This is a genomic window from Streptomyces sp. HUAS MS02, from assembly GCF_055702265.1.
In genome coordinates this window covers 6,076,212-6,099,261 of sequence record NZ_CM146747.1, presented here as the reverse complement: position 1 = coordinate 6,099,261, position 23,050 = coordinate 6,076,212, and the positions used below count along the sequence as shown (strand labels likewise).

Annotated in this window: 18 protein-coding genes and 1 tRNA gene; 2 read left to right on the top strand and 17 right to left on the bottom strand. The window is 71.4% G+C overall.

Annotated elements, in window-relative coordinates:
• Positions 1 to 78: 78 nt before the first annotated feature.
• Positions 79 to 150 (top strand) — tRNA-Cys (locus ACZ9QC_RS26210).
• An 82-nt stretch (positions 151 to 232) separates the two neighbouring features.
• On the opposite strand, the gene ACZ9QC_RS26205 is transcribed toward ACZ9QC_RS26210, so the two are convergent.
• From ACZ9QC_RS26205 to ACZ9QC_RS26160, 10 genes are all read right to left on the bottom strand, one after another.
• Positions 233 to 829 carry an SUKH-4 family immunity protein gene (locus tag ACZ9QC_RS26205; RefSeq protein ID WP_472915352.1) on the bottom strand — a complete coding sequence of 199 codons (597 nt, stop codon included), beginning with the start codon at positions 827 to 829 and terminating at the stop codon, positions 233 to 235.
• Between the two features lie 194 nt (positions 830 to 1,023).
• Positions 1,024 to 3,339, bottom strand: coding sequence for a xanthine dehydrogenase family protein molybdopterin-binding subunit (locus ACZ9QC_RS26200; protein WP_472915351.1), 2,316 nt, complete (start codon positions 3,337 to 3,339; stop codon positions 1,024 to 1,026).
• Complete coding sequence (locus tag ACZ9QC_RS26195; RefSeq protein ID WP_472915350.1) at positions 3,336 to 5,384, bottom strand: (2Fe-2S)-binding protein; 2,049 nt, start codon at positions 5,382 to 5,384, stop codon at positions 3,336 to 3,338. The genes ACZ9QC_RS26200 and ACZ9QC_RS26195 overlap by 4 nt, the downstream gene beginning before the upstream one ends.
• Positions 5,381 to 6,274: an FAD binding domain-containing protein gene (locus ACZ9QC_RS26190; protein WP_467332839.1), complete on the bottom strand. Its 894-nt coding sequence runs from the start codon at positions 6,272 to 6,274 to the stop codon at positions 5,381 to 5,383. The genes ACZ9QC_RS26195 and ACZ9QC_RS26190 overlap by 4 nt, the downstream gene beginning before the upstream one ends.
• A gap of 358 nt (positions 6,275 to 6,632) precedes the next feature.
• Entirely contained in the window at positions 6,633 to 8,285 is a 1,653-nt protein-coding gene (locus ACZ9QC_RS26185) for a beta-N-acetylhexosaminidase (RefSeq protein ID WP_472915349.1), read from the bottom strand.
• 4 nt (positions 8,286 to 8,289) lie between these two features.
• Positions 8,290 to 9,132 (bottom strand): carbohydrate ABC transporter permease, encoded by an 843-nt coding sequence (locus ACZ9QC_RS26180; protein WP_472915348.1) that lies wholly within the window; start codon positions 9,130 to 9,132, stop codon positions 8,290 to 8,292.
• Positions 9,129 to 10,127 (bottom strand): carbohydrate ABC transporter permease, encoded by a 999-nt coding sequence (locus ACZ9QC_RS26175; protein WP_472915347.1) that lies wholly within the window; start codon positions 10,125 to 10,127, stop codon positions 9,129 to 9,131. Before ACZ9QC_RS26175 ends, ACZ9QC_RS26180 begins: the two co-directional genes overlap by 4 nt.
• Positions 10,105 to 11,406, bottom strand: coding sequence for an extracellular solute-binding protein (locus ACZ9QC_RS26170; protein ID WP_472915346.1), 1,302 nt, complete (start codon positions 11,404 to 11,406; stop codon positions 10,105 to 10,107). Before ACZ9QC_RS26170 ends, ACZ9QC_RS26175 begins: the two co-directional genes overlap by 23 nt.
• Positions 11,407 to 11,665: 259 nt before the next feature.
• On the bottom strand, positions 11,666 to 11,947 hold the full coding sequence (locus ACZ9QC_RS26165) for a DUF3039 domain-containing protein (protein ID WP_005486786.1): 282 nt from the start codon (positions 11,945 to 11,947) through the stop codon (positions 11,666 to 11,668).
• A gap of 29 nt (positions 11,948 to 11,976) precedes the next feature.
• Positions 11,977 to 12,549: a YqgE/AlgH family protein gene (locus tag ACZ9QC_RS26160; RefSeq protein WP_472915345.1), complete on the bottom strand. Its 573-nt coding sequence runs from the start codon at positions 12,547 to 12,549 to the stop codon at positions 11,977 to 11,979.
• A gap of 311 nt (positions 12,550 to 12,860) precedes the next feature.
• Between ACZ9QC_RS26160 and murA the strand changes: the two genes are divergently transcribed.
• Positions 12,861 to 14,207: a UDP-N-acetylglucosamine 1-carboxyvinyltransferase gene (murA, locus tag ACZ9QC_RS26155; RefSeq protein ID WP_472915344.1), complete on the top strand. Its 1,347-nt coding sequence runs from the start codon at positions 12,861 to 12,863 to the stop codon at positions 14,205 to 14,207.
• Positions 14,208 to 14,361: 154 nt separating this feature from the next.
• Here the strand turns inward: murA and ACZ9QC_RS26150 are convergent, their stop codons facing one another.
• From ACZ9QC_RS26150 to ACZ9QC_RS26120, 7 genes are all read right to left on the bottom strand, one after another.
• Positions 14,362 to 14,643: an HU family DNA-binding protein gene (locus ACZ9QC_RS26150; RefSeq protein ID WP_152169247.1), complete on the bottom strand. Its 282-nt coding sequence runs from the start codon at positions 14,641 to 14,643 to the stop codon at positions 14,362 to 14,364.
• 271 nt (positions 14,644 to 14,914) lie between these two features.
• Complete coding sequence (locus tag ACZ9QC_RS26145; protein ID WP_472915343.1) at positions 14,915 to 16,327, bottom strand: NAD-dependent malic enzyme; 1,413 nt, start codon at positions 16,325 to 16,327, stop codon at positions 14,915 to 14,917.
• Between the two features lie 375 nt (positions 16,328 to 16,702).
• Positions 16,703 to 19,000 (bottom strand): HelD family protein, encoded by a 2,298-nt coding sequence (locus ACZ9QC_RS26140; RefSeq protein WP_472915342.1) that lies wholly within the window; start codon positions 18,998 to 19,000, stop codon positions 16,703 to 16,705.
• A 124-nt stretch (positions 19,001 to 19,124) separates the two neighbouring features.
• Complete coding sequence (locus tag ACZ9QC_RS26135; protein WP_472915341.1) at positions 19,125 to 19,913, bottom strand: anti-sigma factor family protein; 789 nt, start codon at positions 19,911 to 19,913, stop codon at positions 19,125 to 19,127.
• 29 nt (positions 19,914 to 19,942) lie between these two features.
• On the bottom strand, positions 19,943 to 20,518 hold the full coding sequence (locus tag ACZ9QC_RS26130; protein ID WP_079049401.1) for a sigma-70 family RNA polymerase sigma factor: 576 nt from the start codon (positions 20,516 to 20,518) through the stop codon (positions 19,943 to 19,945).
• A gap of 290 nt (positions 20,519 to 20,808) precedes the next feature.
• Positions 20,809 to 21,399 carry a CGNR zinc finger domain-containing protein gene (locus ACZ9QC_RS26125; protein ID WP_472915340.1) on the bottom strand — a complete coding sequence of 197 codons (591 nt, stop codon included), beginning with the start codon at positions 21,397 to 21,399 and terminating at the stop codon, positions 20,809 to 20,811.
• A 292-nt stretch (positions 21,400 to 21,691) separates the two neighbouring features.
• Complete coding sequence (locus ACZ9QC_RS26120; RefSeq protein WP_472915339.1) at positions 21,692 to 22,855, bottom strand: uroporphyrinogen-III synthase; 1,164 nt, start codon at positions 22,853 to 22,855, stop codon at positions 21,692 to 21,694.
• Positions 22,856 to 23,050: the final 195 nt, after the last annotated feature.

Sequence of the window (23,050 nt, the reverse complement as noted above, 5' to 3'; positions counted from 1 at the left end):
CCCCCACCAGCCCGCCGCCTACGGTCGAGACATCGAGTTCGGAGCGACAGGACCTCACCGGTCCCCCGCTCCCGACCCGGCCGTGTGCCCGAGTGGTTCAGGGACTCGCCTGCAAAGCGAGTTACGCGGGTTCGATTCCCGCCACGGCCTCCGTGTGAGGAAGGGCCGGCCGCTGAGAAGCGGTCGGCCCTTCCTGTTGTGGCGTGGCACGTGCCCGTGCGGGCCCGGCGGGTCAGAGCTCCGCGCACGCCTCGTTGCGGAGGCGGTCCACCCAGCAACCCGTTGCCGTCTTCTCGTGCTTCTCGCGGTGGAGGAGCCAGAGGGTGAAGGCGAGGGTGGAGAGGTCGGCGTCGAGGGGGCAGAGGGTCGACTCGGGTTCGCTCCAGTTGAGGACCGCGCCGGTGGTGCCGTCCACCACGACGCTGTTGCCCTCGACGAAGTGACCGAGGCGGATCAAGTGGGCGGCTCTGGAGGGCAGTCGGCCGGGGGTGAGGGCGTCGGCGCTCTCGTGCGCGTAGTACTCGGCGAGGGTCGGCAGCGGGATGTCCGTGTCGAGGTGGAAGAACCCGTGGTCCTCGGGCAGGCCCATGTCCCGCAGGAAGCGGCGGGTCGGCTCGTGGGTGAGCGTGGCCGGGAAGTCGAAGTCCTCGAAGCGCCACACCCTGCTCTGGCCGAACTCCTCGTCCAGCAGCCGGGCCGGCAGGTCCAGCGCCAGTCCGGAGCGGGTGACCGGGCCTCCGGCCAGCACCGCCACGTCGCTCGAAAGGGTCGGATCGCGCAGGTCGTTCAGGTCCGTCAGGCCCATTGTCCCCATCGTCATTGTGCTCATGGCTCCCCCCGGCACGTGCTTCTCGGCGTGCGTCCCCCAGCGGCGGGGACCGCCGCACCGCCGAACAGTCGCCGAGCGGTCGTCGTCCCCACTTCCGAGAACCTTACGCCGCCCCACTGACAACACCGGCCGTACGCGCGAACACGCACCTCAGGGGCGGTGCCGGAGGCGGCTCGCAGCCGCCTCGCCCGGCCCTACGCCCCTGTCACCACCGCCGCCTGCGGGCGGATCGGCAGCCGGTTCACGGGGCGTCCCGTGGCCGCCCGTACCGCCGCCGCGATGGCCGCCGGCGAGGTCACCACCGGCACCGCGCTGGCCGCCTTCGCGCCGAAGGGGGCGACGACGTCGCGTTCCTCCACCAGCTTGACGAGCTGGATGTCGGGGATGTCGAGGGCGGTGGGCAGGGCGTAGCCGGTCAGGTCGGGGTGGCGGATCAGGCCCCGGGGGGTGCGCAGGTTCTCGGTCAGCGCGATGCCCACGCCCTGGGTGACGCCCGCCTCGATGCGCGCGGCGAGCTGGTCCGGGTTGAGGATCCGGCCGACGTCCTGGGCGACGGCCAGCTCCACGACCCGTACGGAACCGAGTTCGATGTCGACGTCGACGACCGCGCGGATCGCGCAGAACGCGAGGCCCACGAACGCGTCGCCCTGTCCGGCCTCGTCCAGCGGTTCGGTGGGGTGCGGGCGGCACTGGGCGGTGGCCCAGAGCTCCTTGCCGTCCATCGCCTCCGCGACCGTGGTGGACAACACACCGTCGTACGACGTGATCTTGCCGTCGGTGATCTGCAGCAGCTCCGTGGACATGCCGAATTTGTGGGCGAGCGGTTGCAGCAGCTGCGTGCGGACCATCTTCGCCGCGCGCTCCACCGCGCCGCCCGAGACCCAGGTGTGGCGGCCCCGGCAGCTCGGGCCGGCCGGCGGCTGGTCGGTGTCGACCTGGGCGATGTGCACCTCGTCGATGCCGAGGGTCTCCTGGACGATCTGCCGGGCGAGCGTGGAGAAGCCCTGGCCGGTGTCGACGGCCGCGCACAGCACGGTCGCGATGCCGTCGTGGACCTTCACGGTGGCCGTGGAGACCTCGTCCGCGCCCTCGGCGCCGAGCATGTGGACCATGCCGAGGCCGTACCCGACGCCGCGCCGGACGGCTCCCGGCTCGCCCGCGCCCTCCGGGCCTCCCGGGAGCAGCCACTCCTCCTCGGGGGTGTCCTTGGGCAGGGCGGGCAGCGGGAACTCCTGGACGGCCTGGAGGAGTTCGGCGACCGGCGCCGGGCAGGTCACCGACTGGCCCGTCGGCAGCATGTCGCCCGTGGACATCACGTTGCGCATGCGCAGGTCCGCCGGGTCGATGCCCAGCTTCTTGGCCAGCTTGTCCATCTGCGCCTCGTACGCGGCGCAGACCTGCATCGCGCCCTCGCCGCGCACATGGCCGGAGGGCGGGTTGTTGGTGCGGACCGCCCAGCCCTCGATGAAGGCGTTGGGGACGACGTACGGGCCGCAGGCGAAGGAGACGGCGGCGGCCAGCGCCTCCGAGGAGGTGTCGGCGTACGCGCCGGCGTCGAGCAGGATCTGCGCCTCGACCTTGACGAGCTTGCCCTCGGCGTCCGCGTGGTGGCGGTAGCGCAGCAGGGTGGGGTGGCGGTGGGCGTGGCCGAGGAAGGACTCCTCGCGGGTGGCCGTCAGCTTGACCGGGCAGCCGGTCTTCAGGGCGAGCAGTCCGAGCGGGAGCTGGAAGCCCTGGTCCTCGCGGTCGGCGGTGGCGCCGGGGACGCCGGTGACGACGATCTTGACGCGGTCGGGCGGCAGGCCGTAGCAGGCGGCGGCCGCGTCGCGGTCGGTGTGCGGGTCGGTGGAGGCCACGTACAGCTCGACGCCGCCGTCGGGGCGGGGCACGGCGAGGCCGGCCTCGGCGCCGATGGGGGCCGGGTCCGCGCGGCCGATGCGGTACTGCCCCTCGACGACGATCTCGCCCGCCGCGTTCGGGTCGCCGTGGCGCAGCGGGATGTGGCGGATGAGGTTGCCGTCGGGGTGCAGGGGCTCGGCCTCGAAGGCCTGCTCCGGGTCGATCACCGGGTCGAGGACCTCGTACTCGACGATGACGGCGGCGGCGGCCATCCGCGCGGTGTCCGGGTGGTCGGCGGCGACGGCCGCGATGGGCTCGCCGTGGTGGCGTACGACCTCGGAGGCGAACAGGGGCCGGTCTGCCTTGCCGCGACCGTGCAGGGCGACGCCCGGCACGTCCTCGTGGGTGACGACGGCCCGTACGCCGGGCATCTCGCGGGCGTGGGACGTGTCGATGGACACGATGCGCGCGTGCGGGTGCGGCGAGCGGAGCACGGCGGCCCACAGCAGGCCCTCGGCCCACAGGTCGGCCGCGTACGGGAAGGTGCCCTCCGACTTGGCCCGGGAGTCGGCGGACGGCAGGGACGCGCCCAGGCCGTGCGGCAACTGCTCGGGGGCGGGCGCGGTCTCGCCGGGGCCCGCGGGCGTCGCGATGACGGTTTCGTTGCTCACGCCTGGCCTCCGTCCTGGCCGAACGACCGGCCCTGACCGCCGTACGAGTCGTCCTGACCGCCGAAGGACTGCCCTTGGCCGCCGTAGGTGTCGCCCTGCCCGGCGAAGGACTGACCCTGACCGCCGTAGGTGTCCCCGGGACCGCCGAACGACTGGTCCTGGCCGCCGAACGACTGGTCCTGGCCGCCGAACGACTGGTCCTGACCGAAGGGCTGGTCCTGCCCGCCGAAGGACTGGTCCTGCCCGCCGAACGACTGGCCCTGACCGCCGTAGGTGTCGCCGCTGCCGCCGAACGACTGGCCCTGGCCGCCGTACGAGTCGTCCGGGCCGGTGAACGACAGCCCCTGGCCGCCGTAGGACCGGTCGGCGTCGTGCGGGGCCGGTGGGGGTGCCTGCTGGGCGTCGTACGCCGCCGCGTTGACGCCGCCGGCGCCGGGGCCCGCCTGGTGCGGGATCCGCGCCTCGTCGGTGTCGGCGGCGGCCTCGTTCTCGGCGGCCGTGTGCGCCTCGCGCTCGGCGACGACGTCACGGACGGCCGCGAGGACGCCCCGGTAGCCGGAGCAGCGGCAGAGGTTGCCGCAGAGCGCCTGGCGGGTCTCCAGGTCGGTGGGGGCGGGGTTGCCCTCCAGGAGGTCGTGCACGGTCATCGCCATGCCGGGCGCGCAGAAACCGCACTGCACGGCACCGCACTTGGCGAGGGCCCGCTGCACGTCCGAGGGCCGGCCGTCGGCGGCGAGGCCCTCGACGGTGCGCACCTCGCTGCCGGCGGAGGTGACCGCGGGCACCAGGCAGGACGCCACGAGGCGGCCGTCGACCTGCACGTTGCAGGCGCCGCACTCGCCCTGCGAGCAGCCGTCCTTGGCGCCGGCCAGGCCGAGCCGCTCGCGCAGCACGTAGAGCAGCGACTCGCCGATCCAGGCGTCGCTGACGGGCCGCTCGGTGCCGTTGACGCGCAGGACGTAGGAGGCGAGGGGGTGGTCGTCGTGCGGGGGCGGGGTCGGGGCGGGTTCCTCGGCCGCGGCCGGATCGACCTCGTCCCCGGCCCCGGAAGGCTCGACGGACTTGGTGGGCTCGGCGCGGTCCGTGGACTCGGCGGGCCCGGCGGCCCCCGGCGCGTCGGCGCCCGTCTCCGGCTTCTCGGTCCGCTCGGGGCCCGAGGGCTCCGCGTCGGCCCCGCCGGTCGGTCCAGCGGGCTCCTGGGCGCCTTCCCGGGCCTCCTGGGCACTCTCGGGCCCTTGACCGACGTACGCGGCCCCAGAGCCCTCAGAGTGCCCGGAAGTCGCGGACGTCGCGGAGGACTCGTCGGAGGCGTCCGGGGCCGTGCCCGGCGCGCTCTCGCCCGCCACCGGGCCCTCGGCCGGGCGTTCCCCGCCGGGGTGTTCACCGGCCGGGTGCTCCTCGGTCCGGGCGGGGGGCGGCGGCGCGGTCCACGCCGTGCCGATCTCCTCCGTCGCCCAGGGCGCGGCCGCACCGCCGGGGAGCGTGGCGGGCGGGGTGCCACCCCACTGCTCGACCAGGGCCGAGGTGCTGAACTCACCGGATTCGTCCGGAAGATCACCACCGGCGACCGGAATCGACCACTCGCCGGTCACATCGTGACCGGGGGCGGCGCCTTCCGGAGCGGCCGGCTCCTCGAACGTCCACTGCCCGGTCGAGCCGGGGTTGTACGTGAACCCGTGCTGCGTCGGGGGCGAGGGCTGCCCGGCGTTCGGGTCGTGCCACTCGGTGCCCCCGGCCGGCATCGCCCAGGTGCCCGGGACGGACGGGTCGGTACCGGCGGTGTGGGCCGTGTCACCGACCTGACCCGTGTGGGCCGGGTCGACCGCGTTGGCCGGGTTGATGGCGCTCGTCGTTATCTGCGGCGGCACATAGCCGTGGCCGGGCGCGGCCAGCGGGCTGTCGGCGGCGAGCAGTGCGTCGATGCCCCCCTCGGGGAGCTGGACGAAGGTGGTGGCGCCGTCGTCGTAGTCGCCCTGCGGCAGCCGCTCCCAGCCGCCCTGGCCCCCCTGCTGCGGGGTGCCCTCCCCGTGCTGGTCGTCGGTCACGACAGTGCCCTCCCCAGTGCTCGTCGGGCCAGCGCGGCGACGGTGCGCCGCAGGTGCAGTACGGCGGGCGGAAGCGGTGCCACGGAGCCGTCCACCTCGGGGGCCGGGTCCGGGATGCAGGCGGCGGCCACGTACTCGCCGAAGGCCTGGAGCGCCTCGGGCACCAGGGTGCGCTCGCCGTCCCAGTCGATCAGTCGGCCGACCCACGCCTCGGCGTCCAGCGGGCGCAGCGGCATCGGCGCTATGGCTCCGACGGCGCACCGCACCCCGCGCCGGGCGGGGTCCAGGACGAGGGCGACGGAGGCGACCGCACGGCCGGGGCCGGTGCGGCCGGTGGCCTTCAGGAAGACCTGGGGGGCGTGCAGCAGCGGCACGCGCACGAAGCCGATGAGTTCACCGGGTCGCAACATTTCCATGCCGGCCAGCAGGTGCGAAACGGGCATCTCGCGGCGGGCCCCGCCCGGGCCCGCGATGATCAGCGTGGCCTCCAGGGCGGCGAGCACGGGCAGCGCGTCCCCGGTGGGGGCGGCCGTCGCGATGTTGCCGCCGAGGGTGCCGGCGTTGCGGATCTGCGGTGGTCCGGCGGCGCGCGCGGCGGCGGCGAGCGCCGGAATGAGCGCCGCGAAGTCCGGGCGCCCCATCCGGGCGTGCGTCAGTCCCGCCCCGAGGAGGGCATGCCCGTCCTGGTACTGCCAGCCGCGGATCTCGCTGATCCGGCCGAGGCCGACCAGTGCCGCGGGCCTGAGCTGCCCGGAGTTGACCGCGGCCATGAGGTCCGTGCCGCCCGCCACCGGAACCGCCCAGGGCATGGCGGCGAGGGCCGCCACGGCCTCGTCCAGCGAGCCGGGCAGGGTCACGGCCTGCGCCGCCTGCGGTGCGTGCGTGGTCAAACCGGCTGCCCCTTCCCGCTGCCCCACCGTAGGGCGTGTCGTTCGGATCACGCCTGGGCCGCAGGGCCCCAGTCCGGCATGCTCCGAACGACAGGCCCTGGTCCGCCTGTGTTGCCGTACGGTACGTGCTGACAGGGCGGACGTGGCAACTCTGGCACATTCTCGCGAGGCCCGAACGCGGGGGTCCGCCAGGAGGCATTCGCCCGCCTCACCCGAGAGATGGTCCGATTTGATACGGCATCTCCCATAGGCGCACATCGGCACCTTCCGTCGACTCACGCACCTCTTGCCCCACTCGTTCTCCGAGCGGCCACCGTCGCAGGGCACGCGCTTTCGGTCCTACGTCTTCGCCCCCGCCTCACACGTTCGGGGGCGCCCCCTCGATCGGACGTCCGAGCACCCCGGGTCGCCGCTGCCACGGACGCGGGCCCGAAGGCGGCCGATAACCGACCCCCAGGGCGTCAAGTCGCGCGTAGTGGGCCGTCATCCGCCGCTCGAAGTCGCCAAAGTCACGCTCGGCGGGGGCCGGCAGCCGGCTCCAGGCCACCTCGGCGAAGGCCGCCAGGCGCGGGAACATCTGGTAGTCCACGCGTGCGTGGTCCTCCATCACCTCGGTCCACACGTTGGCCTGGGCGCCCAGCACGTGCCGGGCCTCCTCGGCCGTCAACTCCGGTGGGACCGGCTCGAAGCGGAAGACGTCCTCCAGGGTGCGGACCCAGCCGATGGGCACCGGCTCGTCGGGGCCGCCGTCCTGACGGTGGTCCAGATACACCTGCTGCTCGGGGCACATGACCACGTCGTGGCCCATGCGGGCCGCCGTGACCCCGCCCGCGTACCCCCGCCAGGACGACACGGCGGCACCCGGCGCCAAGCCGCCCTCCAGGATCTCGTCCCATCCGATCAGGCGACGCCCGCGCGCGGTCAGCCAGTTGTCGAAGTGCCGGACGAACCAGGACTGCAGCGCGTCCTCGTCCGCGAGCCCCAGTTCCCGCATCCGGGCCCGCGCGGCAGCGGATTCCCGCCACTGGTCCTTGGGGCACTCGTCGCCGCCGATGTGCACGAACGCCGAAAACCCCGAGGACACAACGGCGTCGGCCGGAAACAGCTCCAGGAGTTCCTCGAACACGCCCTCGTAGAAGCGCAGCGTGTGATCGGTGGGGGCGAGGACGTTCTTGTTGACGCCCCAGGTGTCCCACACGCCGAGGGAGGCCGTGTCGACGACATCGGTGTTGCCGAGTTCCGGGTACGCGGCGATGGCGGCCTGGCTGTGCCCGGGGATGTCGATCTCGGGGACCACGGTGATGTGCCGCTCGGCCGCGTAGGCGACGATCTCGCGGATGTCGTCCTGGGTGTAGTAGCCCCCGTGCGGTTTCTCCTCCCACAGCGGTGACGCCCGGTGGCCGGATTTGGTGCGCGCCCGCCAGGAACCGACCTCGGTCAGCCGGGGGTACCTCTTGATCTCCACCCGCCAGCCCTGGTCGTCAGTCAGGTGGAGGTGGAGAACGTTGAGTTTGTGCGCGGCCATCAGGTCGACATAGCGCAGCACCTGGTCCTTGGGCAGGAAGTGCCGTGCCACGTCGAGCATGAGGCCGCGCCAGGCGAAACGGGGGCTGTCGTCGATGATCTGGTGCGGGACGCCGTACGTGGTGGCCGGGCGGACCGGGGCCCGCCGGAACGCCTCGGGCCCGAGCAGCTGACGCAGGGTCTGGGCCCCCCAGAAGACACCCGCCGGGCCGCCGCCACGGATCTCGATGCCCCGGTCGGTGACGGCGCTGAGCCGGTACCCCTCGGGCTCCAGGCTCTCGTCCAGGCACAGCCGCACCGCGTCGCGCGCCCCCTCGGGGCCGGGCGGCAGCGACAGCCCGAGGGCCGCGCCGAGGGTCGAGCGCAGCCACCGCTGCGTCGCCTCCGTGCCCGGCGCCGCCCACAGCGGGGTGTTCTCGCCGAGCGCCACGCGGCACCGCAGGGGCCCCTCGACAGAGACGGGCGCAGGAATCAGGTCCGTGTACATCGCGTCAGTCCTTCACCGCGCCGCCCAGTCCGGAGACCAGGCGCCGCTGTACGAGTACGAAGAAGACCAGCACCGGCACGGTCATCACCGTGGAGGCGGCCATCACACCGCCCCAGTCCGGCTCTTCCGGTTTGTAGAAGACCAGCAGGGCCATCGGCAGGGTCGACTGGGAGGTGTCGCTGATGATGAACGACTTGGCGAACAGGAAGTCGTTCCAGGTCGAGATGAAGGAGAAGACGCTGGTGGCGACCAGGCCCGGGAAGACGAGCGGGAAAAGGATCTGCCAGAGGAACCGGGAACGGCTCGCCCCGTCGAGATACGCGGCCTCCTCCAGCGCCTCCGGTACGGCCTTCACGAAACCCCTCAGCATCCAGATCGCGAACGGCAGCGAGAAGGCGATGTGGGGCAGGATCAGCGCGCCCAGGGTGTTGAGTTGACCGAGGTCCCGCATCTGGAAGAAGAGGGGAATGGTCAGCGCCTCCACCGGAACCATCTGGGCCACCAGGAACATGATCAGCAAGGTGGTCCGGAATCGGAAGCGGAATCGCGTGACCGCCGTCGCGGCGAGAAACGCGATGAGCGCGGAGGCGACGACCACCGCGCAGGCGACGATCAGGCTGTTGGCGAAGTACCGGCCGAATTCCTGCTGCCCGAAGACACGGCGGAAGGAATCCAGGGTCGGCGCGAGGGTCCACGGCCGGGGCTCGGACGACTCGATCTCACCCGTCGGCTTGACGGCGCTCAACACCATCCAGTACAGCGGGAACGCCACCACGACCGCGATGACCAGGGCGGACGCCTCCGCGGCGAGCCGCCAGGGCCGCCGTGTGAAACCCGGTGAATTCACAGCTCCTCCCCTTGCCTGCGCAGCAGTCGCAAATACACCAGGGTGATCGCCAGCAGAATCACCAGCATCACCACGCCGATCGCCGAACCGAGGCCGTACTGGGAGGACGCGAAGGCCTTCTGGTAGGCGTACACGTTCAGTACGAGGTTCTGGCCCGCGATTCCGCCGCCGCCCGTCATCACATAGATCTGGGTGAAGACCTTGAAGTCCCAGATGATCGACTGAATGGTGACGACGACGAGAATCGGGCGGAGCATCGGCGCGAGGACCGACCGCCAGATCCGCCACTGCGAGGCGCCGTCCAGGGCGGCGGCCTCCAGTACTTCCGACGGTACGGATCGGATGCCCGCGTAGACGGTGACCATCACGAACGGGAAGGAGCACCAGACCACTTCGAGCAGGACGAGGAGGAAGGCGCTGTACCGCCCGTACGTCCAGGAGTGGTCTCCGAGGCCCAGTACGCGGTTGACCGGCCCGAAGTCCGGGTCGAACAGCAGGAGCCAGACCGTGGAGCCGGTGACGGCCGGGGTCGCCCACGCGCCGAGGGCCGCCAGCATCAGCGCGAGCCGCGGCACGGCCCGTACTCGTGTCAGCAGCACGGCGAGCGCGCACCCGACGGCGAGCGTGGACACCACGCACGCCGCCGCGAACACGACGGTGGCCAGCAGCACCTGCCAGAACTGCCCGTCCCCGAACAGCTCGGCGTAGTTCCCGAACCCCTGGAACGTGGCCGGTTCCCCACCACTGACCTGAGCCTGCGTGTACTCGAAGAACGAGATCAGCCCAAGCTGATAGACGGGATGGACGAGCAACCCACCGAGAACGACAAGCGCCGGGGCGAGATAGAGCCAAGGGGTGACTGCGGCGCCCCCGTAGGGGCGCGGGGAACTGCGCGACAAGCCACGCCGAACCCGCACCCGCACCCGCACCCGCCGACGCTCCGCACCCCCCACCCCCTCAGGCGCCCCCCGCTCAACCGGCGGAGCCGAACACATCGTTCATCTGCTTCGCCGCGTCCTCGGACGCCTCGGCCACGTCCTTCTTGCCGCTGACGATCTCCTGGAACATCGTCGGCAGCACCAGCGACGCGTCGATCTGCGCCCACGCCGGGGAGGCGGGCACGAACTTCGTGCCGGAGGCCAGCGTCTTCACGAACGGCTCGATGAAGGGCTCCTCCTTCGCCGCCTCCGCCCGCACGTCCGTGTAGGTGGGCAGGAAGCCCATCGCGTCGAAGAGTTCGCCCTGGGTCTCCTTGGACGCCAGCCGCTTCATCAGGTCGACGGCGAGCGTGCGGTGCGTGGTGCTCTTCAGGACGCCGACGTTGTTGCCGCCCGCGAAGGCCGGGGCCACCGAGCCGGACTTCACGCCCGGCAGCGGTACGACCGCGTACTTGCCCTTGACCTTGCCGGCCTCCACGGCCGCGTGGCTGAAGTCACCGCCGATCGCCATGCCCGCCTTGCCGGCGGCGAACGCGGTGACGGTGTCGTTGCCCCCCATGCTCGCGCACTTGGCGGCGGGGCAGTTGTCGTCGCCGAAGAGCGAGGTGTACGCCGTGATGCCCTTCTGGGCGGCCGCGCTGTCGATGGTCGAGGCGTACGAGCCGCCCTTGCCCTCGGCTATCTCGCCGCCGTGGGCCCAGACGAAGGGCATGGCGCCGTAGGTGTAGGCGCCGCCGACGACGAGCCCGTACAGGTCGGGCTTGGCGGCGCGGATCTGCTGGGCGGTGGTGGCCAGCTCGTCCAGGGTCCTCGGGGGTTCGAGGCCGAGCTCGTCGAAGACGTCGGTGCGGTAGTAGAGGGCCCGCACGCCCACGAAGAAGGGCGCTCCGTAGACCTTGCCCTCGACCGTCACGGACGTCTTGGCGGTCGGGTCGGAGTCCTTGGCCTCGGACCAGCCGTTGAACTCCGCGGTGACGTCGGCGAGTCCGCCGTCCTTCACGTAGCCGGCGGTGTCCGTGTTGCCGTACTCGATGACGTCGGGGGCGCTCTTGGGGTCGTTGAAGGCGGCCTTGATGCGCTGGGCGCGGGTCTCGACGGGGATGTACTCGACCTTGACCTTCGCGCCGTCGTGCGCCTTCTCGAAGGCGGCGACCACCTTGTCGACGACCTTCTGCTTCGGCTCGTTGCTCACCTCCTGGAAGAGCCACACCCGCAGGGTGCCGGTCTTCTCGTCCTCCCCGGTGGAGGAGTTGTCGGAGGTCTGGGGGGCACAGGCGGTCAGCCCGGCGAGGGCCAGTGCCGCTACGGGCGCGGCGAGTCGGGCGGCGAGCTTCATCGAGCGAATCCTCCGGAGGGGGGAGCGGAGCGTTGCATTCTCTGCAACGGGCGTTCTGCTCTACACAACACACCGGAGGCTATGGAGTACATGAACATGACCACAAGAGGTCTCAACCACCTTGTGATCCAGAGAAGGGCATCACAAAGCCCGGGAGCATCGGTTCGTCGGCGGGTGCGGGTGAGTGGTGGCTGGCGAGCAACCACACACCACCCGCACCCGCCGACGAACCGATGACCCCCGAGCAGTTCGTGCCCGGCTACTTCTTGCCGTCGCCCTGGTCGTCGCCGCCCGCGCCGAGGGACTCGAAGATCTCCTTGCACATGGGGCACACGGGGTACTTCTTCGGGTCGCGGCCCGGGACCCACACCTTGCCGCACAACGCCACGACGGGCGTCCCGTCGAGGGCGCTCGCCATGATCTTGTCCTTCTGGACATAGTGGGCGAAGCGCTCGTGGTCACCATCGCCGTGCGACGTCTGCGGCGTCGGCTCGACGAGGGTCCCCGTACCAGTACCGCGCTCGGGCTCAAGAGTGCTCATGACGCCAAGGGTACTGAAGCGCACCCGCATCAGTTGAGCGAAGGGTCGTCCGGATAGGTGGCCACCATCGCGAGTTCGTTGCGCTGGCGGCGCAGGACCTCGCGCCAGAGCCGTTCCGGGCAGGGCGAGGAGACATCACCGGGTTCCGACTCGACGACGTACCAGGCCCCCTCCGCCAGTTCGTCCTCCAGCTGGCCGGGGCCCCAGCCCGCGTACCCGGCGAAGATGCGCAGCGAGCCGAGCGCGGAGGCCAGCAGCTCCGGCGGGGCCTCCAGGTCGACCAGGCCGATCGCACCGTGCACGCGCCGCCAGCCGAGTGGCGCCCGGTCCGCGGAGCCCCCGCCGGGGATCACCGCGACCCCCAGCGCCGCGTCCAGCTGCACCGGGCCGCCCTGGAAGACCACCCCGGGTTCGCCGGCGAGGTCCGCCCAGCCCTCCAGGATGTCGCCGACGTCCACCGGGGTGGGCCGGTTGAGGACAACGCCGAGCGAGCCCTTCTCGTCGTGGTCGAGGAGCAGCACGACAGCGCGGTCGAAGTTCGGGTCCGCCAGGGCGGGCGTGGCCACGAGCAGCCGCCCTGTGAGCGAGGACACCTCGGTCATGCCAGACATGATCCCGCATCCCGCCCCCGTACGGGGAGCCAATCCCCCCAGCGGTGTGCGCGCAGCTCACGGCTCAGGGAAGCGGGCGGGGCGCACGGGCCGCACGGTGACCCCCCGTGGCCGGTGATGAACGGTTCGTGTTGTGTCCAATCCATGACGTGGCTGAGAGGCCCTTGGGCTTACGGAAGGGGGGTGGGCGGCGATTACGCTAGCTCTCCGGCTCGCGCCGCGCCGGCCCCCGCACAACGGGTCCGTCGGCCGTCCGCCTACGCCGCACACGCCTCTGCCCAACTCCACGGAACGCGAGATCCATGACCGTCAACGGCTCTGACGACGTACTGCTTGTACACGGCGGCACCCCGCTCAGTGGCGAGATCCGTGTCCGCGGTGCGAAGAACCTCGTACCCAAGGCCATGGTCGCCGCGCTGCTCGGCAGCGGTCCGAGCCGGCTGCGCAACGTGCCCGACATCCGCGACGTACGGGTCGTGCGCGGGCTGCTGCAGCTGCATGGCGTAACGGTCCGCCCGGGCGACGAGCCGGGCGAGCTGGTGATGGACCCGACGAACGTGGAGAGCGCGAACGTCGCCGACATCGACGCCCACGCGGGCTCCTCCCGCATCCCGATCCTCTTCTGCGGCCCTCTGCTGCACCGCCTCGGCCACGCCTTCATCCCCGGTCTCGGCGGCTGCGACATCGGCGGCCGGCCGATCGACTTCCACTTCGAGGTGCTGCGGCAGTTCGGCGCGAAGATCGAGAAGCGGGAGGACGGCCAGTACCTGGAGGCGCCGCGGCGGCTGCGGGGCACGAAGATCCAGCTGCCGTACCCGTCCGTGGGCGCCACGGAGCAGGTGCTGCTGACCGCCGTCCTCGCGGAGGGCGTGACGGAGCTCTCGAACGCGGCGATCGAGCCGGAGATCGAGGACCTGATCTGCGTCCTGCAGAAGATGGGCGCCATCATCGCGATGGACACCGACCGCACGATCCGCATCACCGGTGTGGACTCGCTCGGCGGCTACAACCACAAGGCGCTCCCGGACCGCCTGGAGGCCGCCTCCTGGGCGTCCGCCGCGCTGGCGACCGAGGGCGACATCTACGTCCGGGGCGCCCAGCAGCGCTCGATGATGACGTTCCTGAACACCTACCGGAAGGTGGGCGGTGCCTTCGAGATCGACGACGAGGGCATCCGCTTCTGGCACCCGGGCGGCCAGCTGAAGTCGATCGCGCTGGAGACGGACGTCCACCCGGGCTTCCAGACCGACTGGCAGCAGCCCCTGGTCGTCGCGCTGACGCAGGCCACCGGCCTCTCGATCGTCCACGAGACGGTCTACGAGTCCCGGCTGGGCTTCACCTCCGCGCTGAACCAGATGGGTGCGCACATCCAGCTCTACCGCGAGTGCCTCGGCGGCTCCCACTGCCGCTTCGGTCAGCGCAACTTCCTGCACTCGGCGGTCGTCTCCGGCCCCACCCGGCTGCAGGGCGCCGACCTGGTCATCCCCGACCTGCGCGGCGGCTTCTCGTACCTCATCGCCGCCCTCGCGGCCCAGGGCACCTCCCGGGTCCACGGCATCGACCTGATCAACCGCGGCTACGAGAACTTCATGGAGAAGCTCATGGAGCTGGGCGCGAAGGTCGAGCTGCCGGGCAAGGCGCTGGGCTGATCACCTCGACACGCCGATGGGGCGGTCACCCGAGTCCGGGTGACCGCCCCATCGGCGTTCAGTGCGGCGCCCTGAAGGGGCGCGGGGAACTGCGCGGCCCGCCACAGCGGACCGGCAGCCGCCCACGACGCCGGGCCCTCACGGCGCGCAGGCGCTACTTGCCCTTCGCCGCTTCCTTGAGCTTGCTGCCCGCGGAGACCTTCACGCTGTAGCCGGCGGGGATCTGGATCGGGTCGCCGGTCTGCGGGTTGCGAGCGGTGCGAGCGGCACGGTGGGTGCGCTCGAAGGTCAGGAAGCCGGGGATGGTGACCTTCTCGTCGCCCTTGGAGACGATGTCGCCGACAGTCTCAGCGAACGCGGCCAGCACGGCGTCGGCGTCCTTGCGGGTCACCTCGGCGCGGTCGGCCAGCGCGGCCACCAGCTCACTGCGGTTCATGTTGTTACTCCCGTGTTCTTCTTGCCGTTGAGGCGGACCCGGGTCCGTCGTCAGACCCTCGCGCCCAGAAACGCATCCTGCACTCACCTGCGGCGGGAAAGCCAATCCAGCACCCCTGAGGGAGTCACACGAACACCCCTGGGAGTCATATGAACACCCTTGGGAGTCGCGGCAGGCCTGAGCTTGGCCGCCACACTAAAGGGCGGCGCAAGCCCTCCGGCCCCGCGACGCGCCGAGGGCGCGGGGCCGTGGCCACCGTCACAACGGGGGTTCAGTCCGAGGCCGCCGCCTTCGCGGCCTCGCGGACCGCGCCGGCGACCGCTCCCGCGACCTTGTCGTTGAAGACGCTCGGGATGATGTAGTTGGGGTTCAGCTCGTCCTCGGTGACGACGTTCGCGAGGGCGGTCGCGGCGGCGAGCATCATCTCCGTGTTGACGGTCCGGGACTGGGCGTCGAGGAGACCGCGGAAGACACCCGGGAAGACCAGCACGTTGTTGATCTGGTTCGGGAAGTCGGAGCGGCCGGTGGCCACGACGGCCGCCGTCTGCCGGGCGACCGCGGGGTCGACCTCGGGGTCGGGGTTCGCGAGCGCGAACACGATGGCGTTGTCGGCCATGGCGGCCACGTCGTCGCCGTCGATGACGTTCGGGGCCGAGACGCCGATGAACACGTCGGCGCCGCGCACGGCCTCCTTGAGGGTGCCCGTGAGGCCCTCGGGGTTGGTGTTGTTGGCGATCCAGCGCAGCGGCGAGTCGGTGGCGGCGCCGACCAGGTCGTCGCGGTCGCAGTGCACGACACCGTGGATGTCGGCCACGACGGCGTTCTTCACACCGGCGGCGACGAGCAGCTTGAGGATGGCCGTACCGGCCGCGCCGGCGCCCGACATGACCACGCGGATGTCCCCGATCGCCTTGCCCGCCACGCGAAGGGCGTTGGTGAGGGCGGCGAGGACGACGATCGCGGTGCCGTGCTGGTCGTCGTGGAAGACGGGGATGTCGAGGGCCTCGCGCAGGCGGGCCTCGATCTCGAAGCAGCGGGGCGCGGAGATGTCCTCCAGGTTGATGCCCGCGAAGCCGGGGGCGATCGCCTTGACGATCTCGACGATGGCGTCGGTGTCCTGGGTGTCCAGGCAGAGCGGCCAGGCGTCGATGCCGGCGAACCGCTTGAAGAGGGCCGCCTTGCCCTCCATGACGGGCAGCGCGGCCTTGGGGCCGATGTTGCCGAGGCCCAGCACGGCGGAGCCGTCCGTCACGACCGCAACGGAGTTGCGCTTGATGGTGAGGCGACGGGCGTCCTCGGGGTTCTCGGCGATCGCCATGCAGACGCGGGCCACGCCCGGCGTGTAGATCATCGAGAGGTCGTCACGGTTGCGGATGGGGTGCTTGGACGCCATCTCGATCTTGCCGCCGAGGTGCATCAGGAACGTACGGTCGGACACCTTGCCGAGCGTCACGCCCTCGATGTGGCGCAGTTGCTCGACGATCTCGTCGGCGTGCGCCGTGGAGGTGGCGGCGATGGTGACGTCTATGCGGAGCTTCTCGTGGCCGGACGCGGTCACGTCGAGGCCGGTCACCGAGCCTCCGTGGGACTCGACGGCTCCGGTGAGCTGGGACACCGCGGTTCCGCTCGCGGGCACCTCCAGCCGGACCGTCATCGAGTAGGAGACGCTGGGCGCCGTTGCCATGGCCGACTTCCTCTGCTTTCGCGTACTTCTGCTACTGCGTTTGCTGCGTTTTGCCGTCCGATCGTCGCACCTACCGTCGAGTAGGCGTTAGCCGTCCCGGGTTGAGAACGTTTTGTTCTCAACGAGAAGAGGTCCACGTCACATTCGACGTGGACCTCTTCGTACGGTCAGTGGCACCGACCCGCCATGCTCGCCTCGCGGCAAGTGGTCGCTCGTAGCGACGAAGGTTGGGCCCGGGGGCTTGGATCGAGCCGGTGCCACCGTCAAGGCTAACAGGCGCCTCGGAGTTCGGGGAGTTGATGGTGCGTCGGCGGGTGCGGGTGGGTCGTGGTTGCTCGCGCAGTTCCCCGCGCCCGCAGCCGACCGACCACCCCCTCAGTCGCGCAACAGGTCCGGGACCCCGTCCGCGTCCGGGTCGTCCCGCTCCGCCGAGACGACCGTCAGCTGCTGCGTGGCCCGCGTCAGCGCCACGTACAACACACGCAGCCCCGCCGGGGACTCGTCCGCGATCTCCGCCGGGGAGACGACCACCGTGGCGTCGTACTCCAGGCCCTTGGCCTCCAGGCTGCCGAGGGCCACCACCCGGTCGCCGAGGCCGGCCAGCCAGCGGGCGGCCTCGTCCCGGCGGTTCATGGCGACCACGACGCCCACCGTGCCGTCCACGAGATCCAGCAGGCGGGCGGCCTCCGCGCGGACCGTGCGGGCCAGGGTGTCGCGGGCGGCCGTGACGAAGCGGGGCCGCACCCCGGTGGAGCGGACCGCCGACGGGGACTCGGACCCCGGCATGGCCAGGGCCAGCACCTTCGCCGCCAGCTCGGCGATCTCGGCCGGGTTGCGGTAGTTGACGGTGAGGGTGAAGCGGCGGCGCGGGCGGGTGCCCAGAGCCTCGTCGCGGGCCTCGGCCGCCTCGTCCGGGTCGGACCAGGACGACTGGGCGGGGTCGCCCACGACCGTCCAGGTGGCGTGGCGGCCGCGGCGGCCCACCATCCGCCACTGCATCGGCGTCAGGTCCTGCGCCTCGTCGACGATGACGTGCGCGTACTCGGTGCGCTCCTGCGCCAGCCGCTCGGCCCGCTCCCGCTGGGTCTCCTCGCGTACGGGCATCAGCTCCTCCAGGCCCGTGAGCTGGTCCAGCGGGTCGAATTCGCGCTTCTTCCGGGGGCGGGCCGGGAGGCCGAGGATCGCCTGGAGTTCGTCGAGCACGGCGACGTCGTGCACGGACAGCCCGTCCCGTTTCAGGGAGCGGGCGACGCGGCGGACCTCACCCGGGTTGAGGATGCGGCGGGCCCAGCGGCCGAGGCGGCGCTCGTCGGCCATGGCGGTGAGCACCCCGCGCGGGGTCAGCTCGGGCCACCAGGCGTCGAGGAAGGCGATGAACTCGTCCTCGGTCGTGATGTCCTCGTCGAAGGAGGAGCGCAGTTCCGCGGCCAGCTCCGGGTCGGTGTGGCGGCCCGCCGCGCCCGAGCGGTCCCAGAGCGCGTCCAGCAGCAGCTTGCGCGCACGAGGGCGCAGCAGGTTGACCGGGGCCGTGCCGCTGAGCGCGTTGCGGCGGATGCGGTCCAGGTCGGGGGCCTCCAGTTCGAGGCGCCGACCGAAGGCGACGACTCGCAGACGGGTGGGCGCGTCGCTCGACTCCAGGGCGCCCCGCGCGGCCTTCCGCAGCACCTTGAGCATGCGGTACGAGCCCTTGGCGCGGGCCACGGACGGGGAGTCGTACAGCGTGGCCTCGGCGCCGTCGACGAGTGAGCCGATGGCGCGGATGGCGACTTGGCCCTCCTCGCCGAGGGAGGGCAGGACACCCTCGGTGTAGGCGACGAGGAGCGGGGTCGGGGAGACGATCAGGATGCCGCCCGCGTACCGGCGCCGGTCCTGGTAGAGGAGGTAGGCGGCGCGGTGCAGGGCGACGGCCGTCTTGCCGGTGCCGGGGCCGCCCTCGACGTACGTCACGGAGGCGGCGGGGGCGCGGATCACCAGGTCCTGTTCGGCCTGGATGGAGGCGACGATGTCACGCATGGTGTGGCTGCGGGCCTGGCCGAGGGCGGCCATGAGGGCTCCGTCGCCGATGACGGGCAGTTCGCCGCCGTCGAGGTAGGCCGTCAGCTCGGGGCGCATCAGGTCGTCCTCGACGCCGAGCACCTTGCGGCCCTTGGAGCGGATGACCCGGCGGCGGACGACACGGCCGGGGTCGACCGGCGTCGAACGGTAGAAGGGGGCGGCTGCCGGGGCCCGCCAGTCGATGACCAGCGGCGCGTACTCGGAGTCCAGGACTCCGATACGGCCGATGTGCAGGGTCTCGGCGATGTCGGCGGTCCGGTCGGGGCGCACCGCGCCCTCGGCCGGTTCGACGGCGGTGTACGCGCCGTCCGGGCCCTTCTTGCCGTCCTTGCCCTGCAGCAGGTCGATCCGGCCGAAGAGGAAGTCCTCGAACTCGTTGTTCAGGCGATTCAGGTGGACGCCCGCCCGGAAGACCTGGGCGTCCCGCTCGGCGAGCGCGCCGGGGGTGCCGACCTGACCGCGCTTGGCCGCGTCGTTCATCAGGAACTCGGCCTCGTGGATCTTCTCCTCGAGGCGCCGGTAGACCCGGTCCAGATGTTCCTGTTCGACGCCGATCTCCTTCTCACGCACCGAGTCGTGAGCGGAGTCGAGCGTTTCCTGCTGAACCTGAGCGGCCACCCGGGCCCCCTTCTGACGTGCTGGGCAGCCGTCCACCGTACGCGAAAAGGACCCCGACAGGCTATGTGCCCGACCGGGGTCCGTCCGCTGTTCGCCGTGAGCGTGTCCGTTTCGCCTGGACGCGTTACGCCTTGACCGAGACGAGCTTCTTGCCGCTGAAGGTCAGAATCTCGAAGTGGTCGATCTCGTCGGGGGTGAAGGCCGCGCCGCCGTGGACGTAGAGCGGCTGCTTCGCCTGCTCGGTCGTGGCGTTCTTGATGCCGTAGCCCCACTTCGGGACGGACCAGGAGGTGACCGTCTCACGCTCGCCGTTCTTGCCGACGGCGATGAGCGAGCACTTCTCCGGACCCTTGACGTTCTTCAGCTCCAGCACCGCGTGCGTGCCCCATGCCTTGGTCTCCATGCCGACCGTGGCGGTGACCTGGGTGGACGCGTCGGTGGAGGAGACCTTCTCGTTCGCCCCCATGTGCGTGAAGGACTGCTGCGCCGTACTGAGCGTTTCGACGTCCTTCGCCCCGTCGTCCCCGCCGCCCGTCGTCGCGAACACCGCCGTCGGGCCGCCGACGATCAGGGCCACGCCGGCCGCCAGCATGAAGAAGTTCCGTCGGCTCTTCTTCGCCCGGTGCTGGACCACCTCGCCGACGAGCCGGTCCGCGAGACCGGTGGTCGGTTTCACGGCCAGGGACTCGCCGATGGCGGGCGTTCCCTGGGCCGCGGGCAGGTCCGCGAGCGCGGCCAGCATCGGTTCCATGCCGGCCAGCTCGTCGAGCTGTTGTCCGCACCACTCGCACGTGGCGAGATGCATCTCGAACTGTGTGGCCTCGGCGTCGTCCAGTATCCCGAGGGCGTACGCGCCGACGGTCTCGTGGATGTTGTCGCCGGAACCTTGGGCTCCTTGCACAGATCCGGGCATTCCCGGTCCATACCCCCCGTAGATGTTGCTCATGCCGTCACCCCGCGCTCCTCTAGAGCCAGCTTCATCGACCGCAGGGCGTAGAACACCCGGGAGCGGACGGTGCCACTGGGGATGCCAAGCGTCTCGGCCGCCTCATTGACCGTACGCCCTTTGAAATAGGTCTCGACCAGGACCTCCCTGTGGGCAGGGGTCAGGTCGTCCAGCGCGTCCGACAGTGTCATCAGCCACAACGCCTTGTCGATCTCGTCCTCCGCGGGGATGACCTCCAGCGGCGACGGGTCGACCTCCTGCGGCCGGGCCTGCCGGCTGCGGTGGCCGTCGATGACGATGCGGCGTGCGACCGTCACCAGCCAGGGGCGTACCGATCCGGTCGCTCGATTGAGCTGACCGGCGTTCTTCCAGGCCCTGATGAGAGTTTCCTGCACAACGTCCTCGGCACGCTGGCGGTCGCCCGCGACCAGACGCAGCACGTACGCGAGCAAGGGTCCAGCGTGCTCGCGGTACAGCGCGCGCATCAGCTCCTCGTCTGGCTCTGAGGGCTGTGATGCGCGATGTCGTGCCCTGTGCGGGCGGTCATCGGCCACAGCGGAATCCTTGCGCACGGCTACCTCCGGTGTCCGGGGGTTCCCCCAGTCGGTCGCTCACATCGGGATACGTAGGTAACCAGTTGTGTGTTCAGAGTTGAGCCACAACTTTCTCGATTAAACGTGGGAAGGATGAGGCACGTGGGGGACAAGTGTGGCCATATCCGTGCTTAAACCGGCACGCATGGACGGGAATTGTGAAGACACCCGCATCGCGATGTGAAAAACAGCACTGCTGCTTCTTTACGGCTACCCGGGGTTTGCCCAACCACCGGGCAGGGTAAGGCGGATGGGCATTTCGGTCTCAACTACGCGCGGGCGCGGGCCAGATCGGCTCGGCGGCGGTGCCGGGCCACGCGTTCGCGGTTGCCGCAGATCTCGCTGGAGCACCAGCGGCGGCGCCTGCCGCGGGAGGTGTCGACGTACACCACGGGGCAGTTGTCGCCGGCGCACTGGCGCAGGCTCGCGCAGGCCACCGGGTCCGTGAGCAGCTCCACGGTGTCGCGGGCCAGCACGGCGAGCAGGGCGGCGCACTCGGGGACGCGGTCCAGCGCGCGGATGAGGGTCCCGTCGGCGGCGCGGACGGCGCGGAGGGCCGGAGTCGCCGCGCGGGCCAGGTCGTTGACCCTGGCCAGGGAGATGTCGACGGCGCGGGGGTCCGGGGCGCGGTCGCGGATGGGACGCACCAACCGGTCGATGTGGCCGCGGAGTTCTCTGAAGCCGACCAGCCAGTGGGGGGTGATGTGGTCGAGGGGGGTGGCCTCGGGGACCAGGTGGGCGGCGGTGATCCAGGTGCGCAGGCCGGTGGGGGTGTCGAGTTGTTCCTCGGGGTGGGTGGTGGTGAGGAAGTCCAGGCAGAGGTGGCCGCAGTCGAAGCGAGGGGGCTGGGGGTGTGCCATGTGCCTGTCACCGCCCTGGGGTTGTCGGCCGGCAGGGGTGCGTTTGAGGGGTACGTACCCCTTACAGTGCCTGGGCGCACACGGTGGGGGAACCCTCCGGTTCTTGTCCGGTTCCTCCGACCCCGAGACGTCCGCCCGGTGGGGCTTCTCGCGCAGGTCCCCGCGCCCCTGAAGCGGCCTTCGGCCCTTCATCGAAAAGCACGGGGCGCAGCCCCTGCTCTTCAGGGGCGCGGGGAACTGCGCGACCAGCCCCGCTCACCCGCAGAAGACCAACCGGCCGCGCCGTTCCCGCCTACGCGTCGTACTTCGCGTCCGCCGCGGGGTCCAGGGCCAGGCGGTAACCGCGTTTGACCACCGTCTGGATCAGTTTGGGCGTGCCGAGGGCCGTGCGGAGGCGGGCCATCGCCGTCTCCACGGCGTGCTCGTCGCGGCCGGCGCCGGGGAGGGCGCGCAGCAGGTCGGAGCGGGGGACGACCCAGCCCGGCCTGCGACAGAGCGCGCGGAGCAGGGACATGCCGGCCGGGGGGACGGGGCGCAGGGCGCCGTCGACGAGGACCGCGTGGCCGCGGATCTCCACCCGGTGGCCGGCGATGGGCAGCGTACGGGCGCGGCCGGGCAGTTCCTGGCAGAGGAGTTGGACGAGGGGCCCGAGGCGGAAGCGTTCGGGCTGGACCGTGTCCACGCCCTGGGCCTGGAGGGGGAGCGCCGTCACCGGGCCCACGCAGGCGGGCAGGACGTCGTGGTTCAGCGCGTTGAGCAACTCCGGGAGCATGCCCCGGTCTTCGGCTCGGGAGAGCAGGGACGCCGCCGCGGGGGCGCTGGTGAAGCTGAGGGCGTCGACGCCACGGGCGACCGTCACGTCGAGGAGGCGGTCCATGGGGGTGATGTCCTCGGGGGGCATCCAGCGGTAGACGGGGACGCCGACCACTTCCGCTCCCCCGGCGCGCAGGGACTCGACGAAGCCGGGGAGCGGTTCGCCGTGCAACTGGACGGCGACCCGGCGGCCCTCGACGCCGTGCTCCAGCAGCCGGTCGAGCACCTCGGCCATGGACTCGGAGGAGGGTGACCACTCCTCCGTGAGGCCGGCGGCGCGGATCGCGCCCTTCACCTTCGGTCCGCGGGCCAGGACCTCGACACCGCGCAGCCGGTCGAGCAGGGCTTCGCCCAGGCCCCAGCCGTCCGCCGCCTCGATCCAGCCGCGGAAGCCGATGGCCGTCGTCGCCACCACGATGTCGGGGGCCTGGTCGAGCAGGTCCTTCGTCGCGGCGAGCAGTTCGCTGTCGTCCGCGAGCGGCACGATGCGCAGGGCGGGGGCGTGCAGGACCGCGGCTCCGCGGCGCTGAAGCAGTGCGGCGAGTTCGTCGGCCCTGCGGGCGGCGGTGACACCCACGGTGAAGCCCGCGAGCGGCCCGTGTTCGGTCCGCGCCTCCCGGCCCGTCCGGTCCATCCGATCCATCAGAACCGTCCTGTCTGGTCGATCGGCTCGATCTGATCGCTCGGGTCGCTGCTGTTCGTCGTACATGGCTCTCGTCCCGCAGTCGAGTCGTTGCACTCAGTCGAAGCTCTGTGCGTGCGGGTGCACCGATTGGTGGACCCACATGCCGAACGAGCCTGTCAACGGCGCGTGACAGGCTCGGTTCGGCTTGATGTC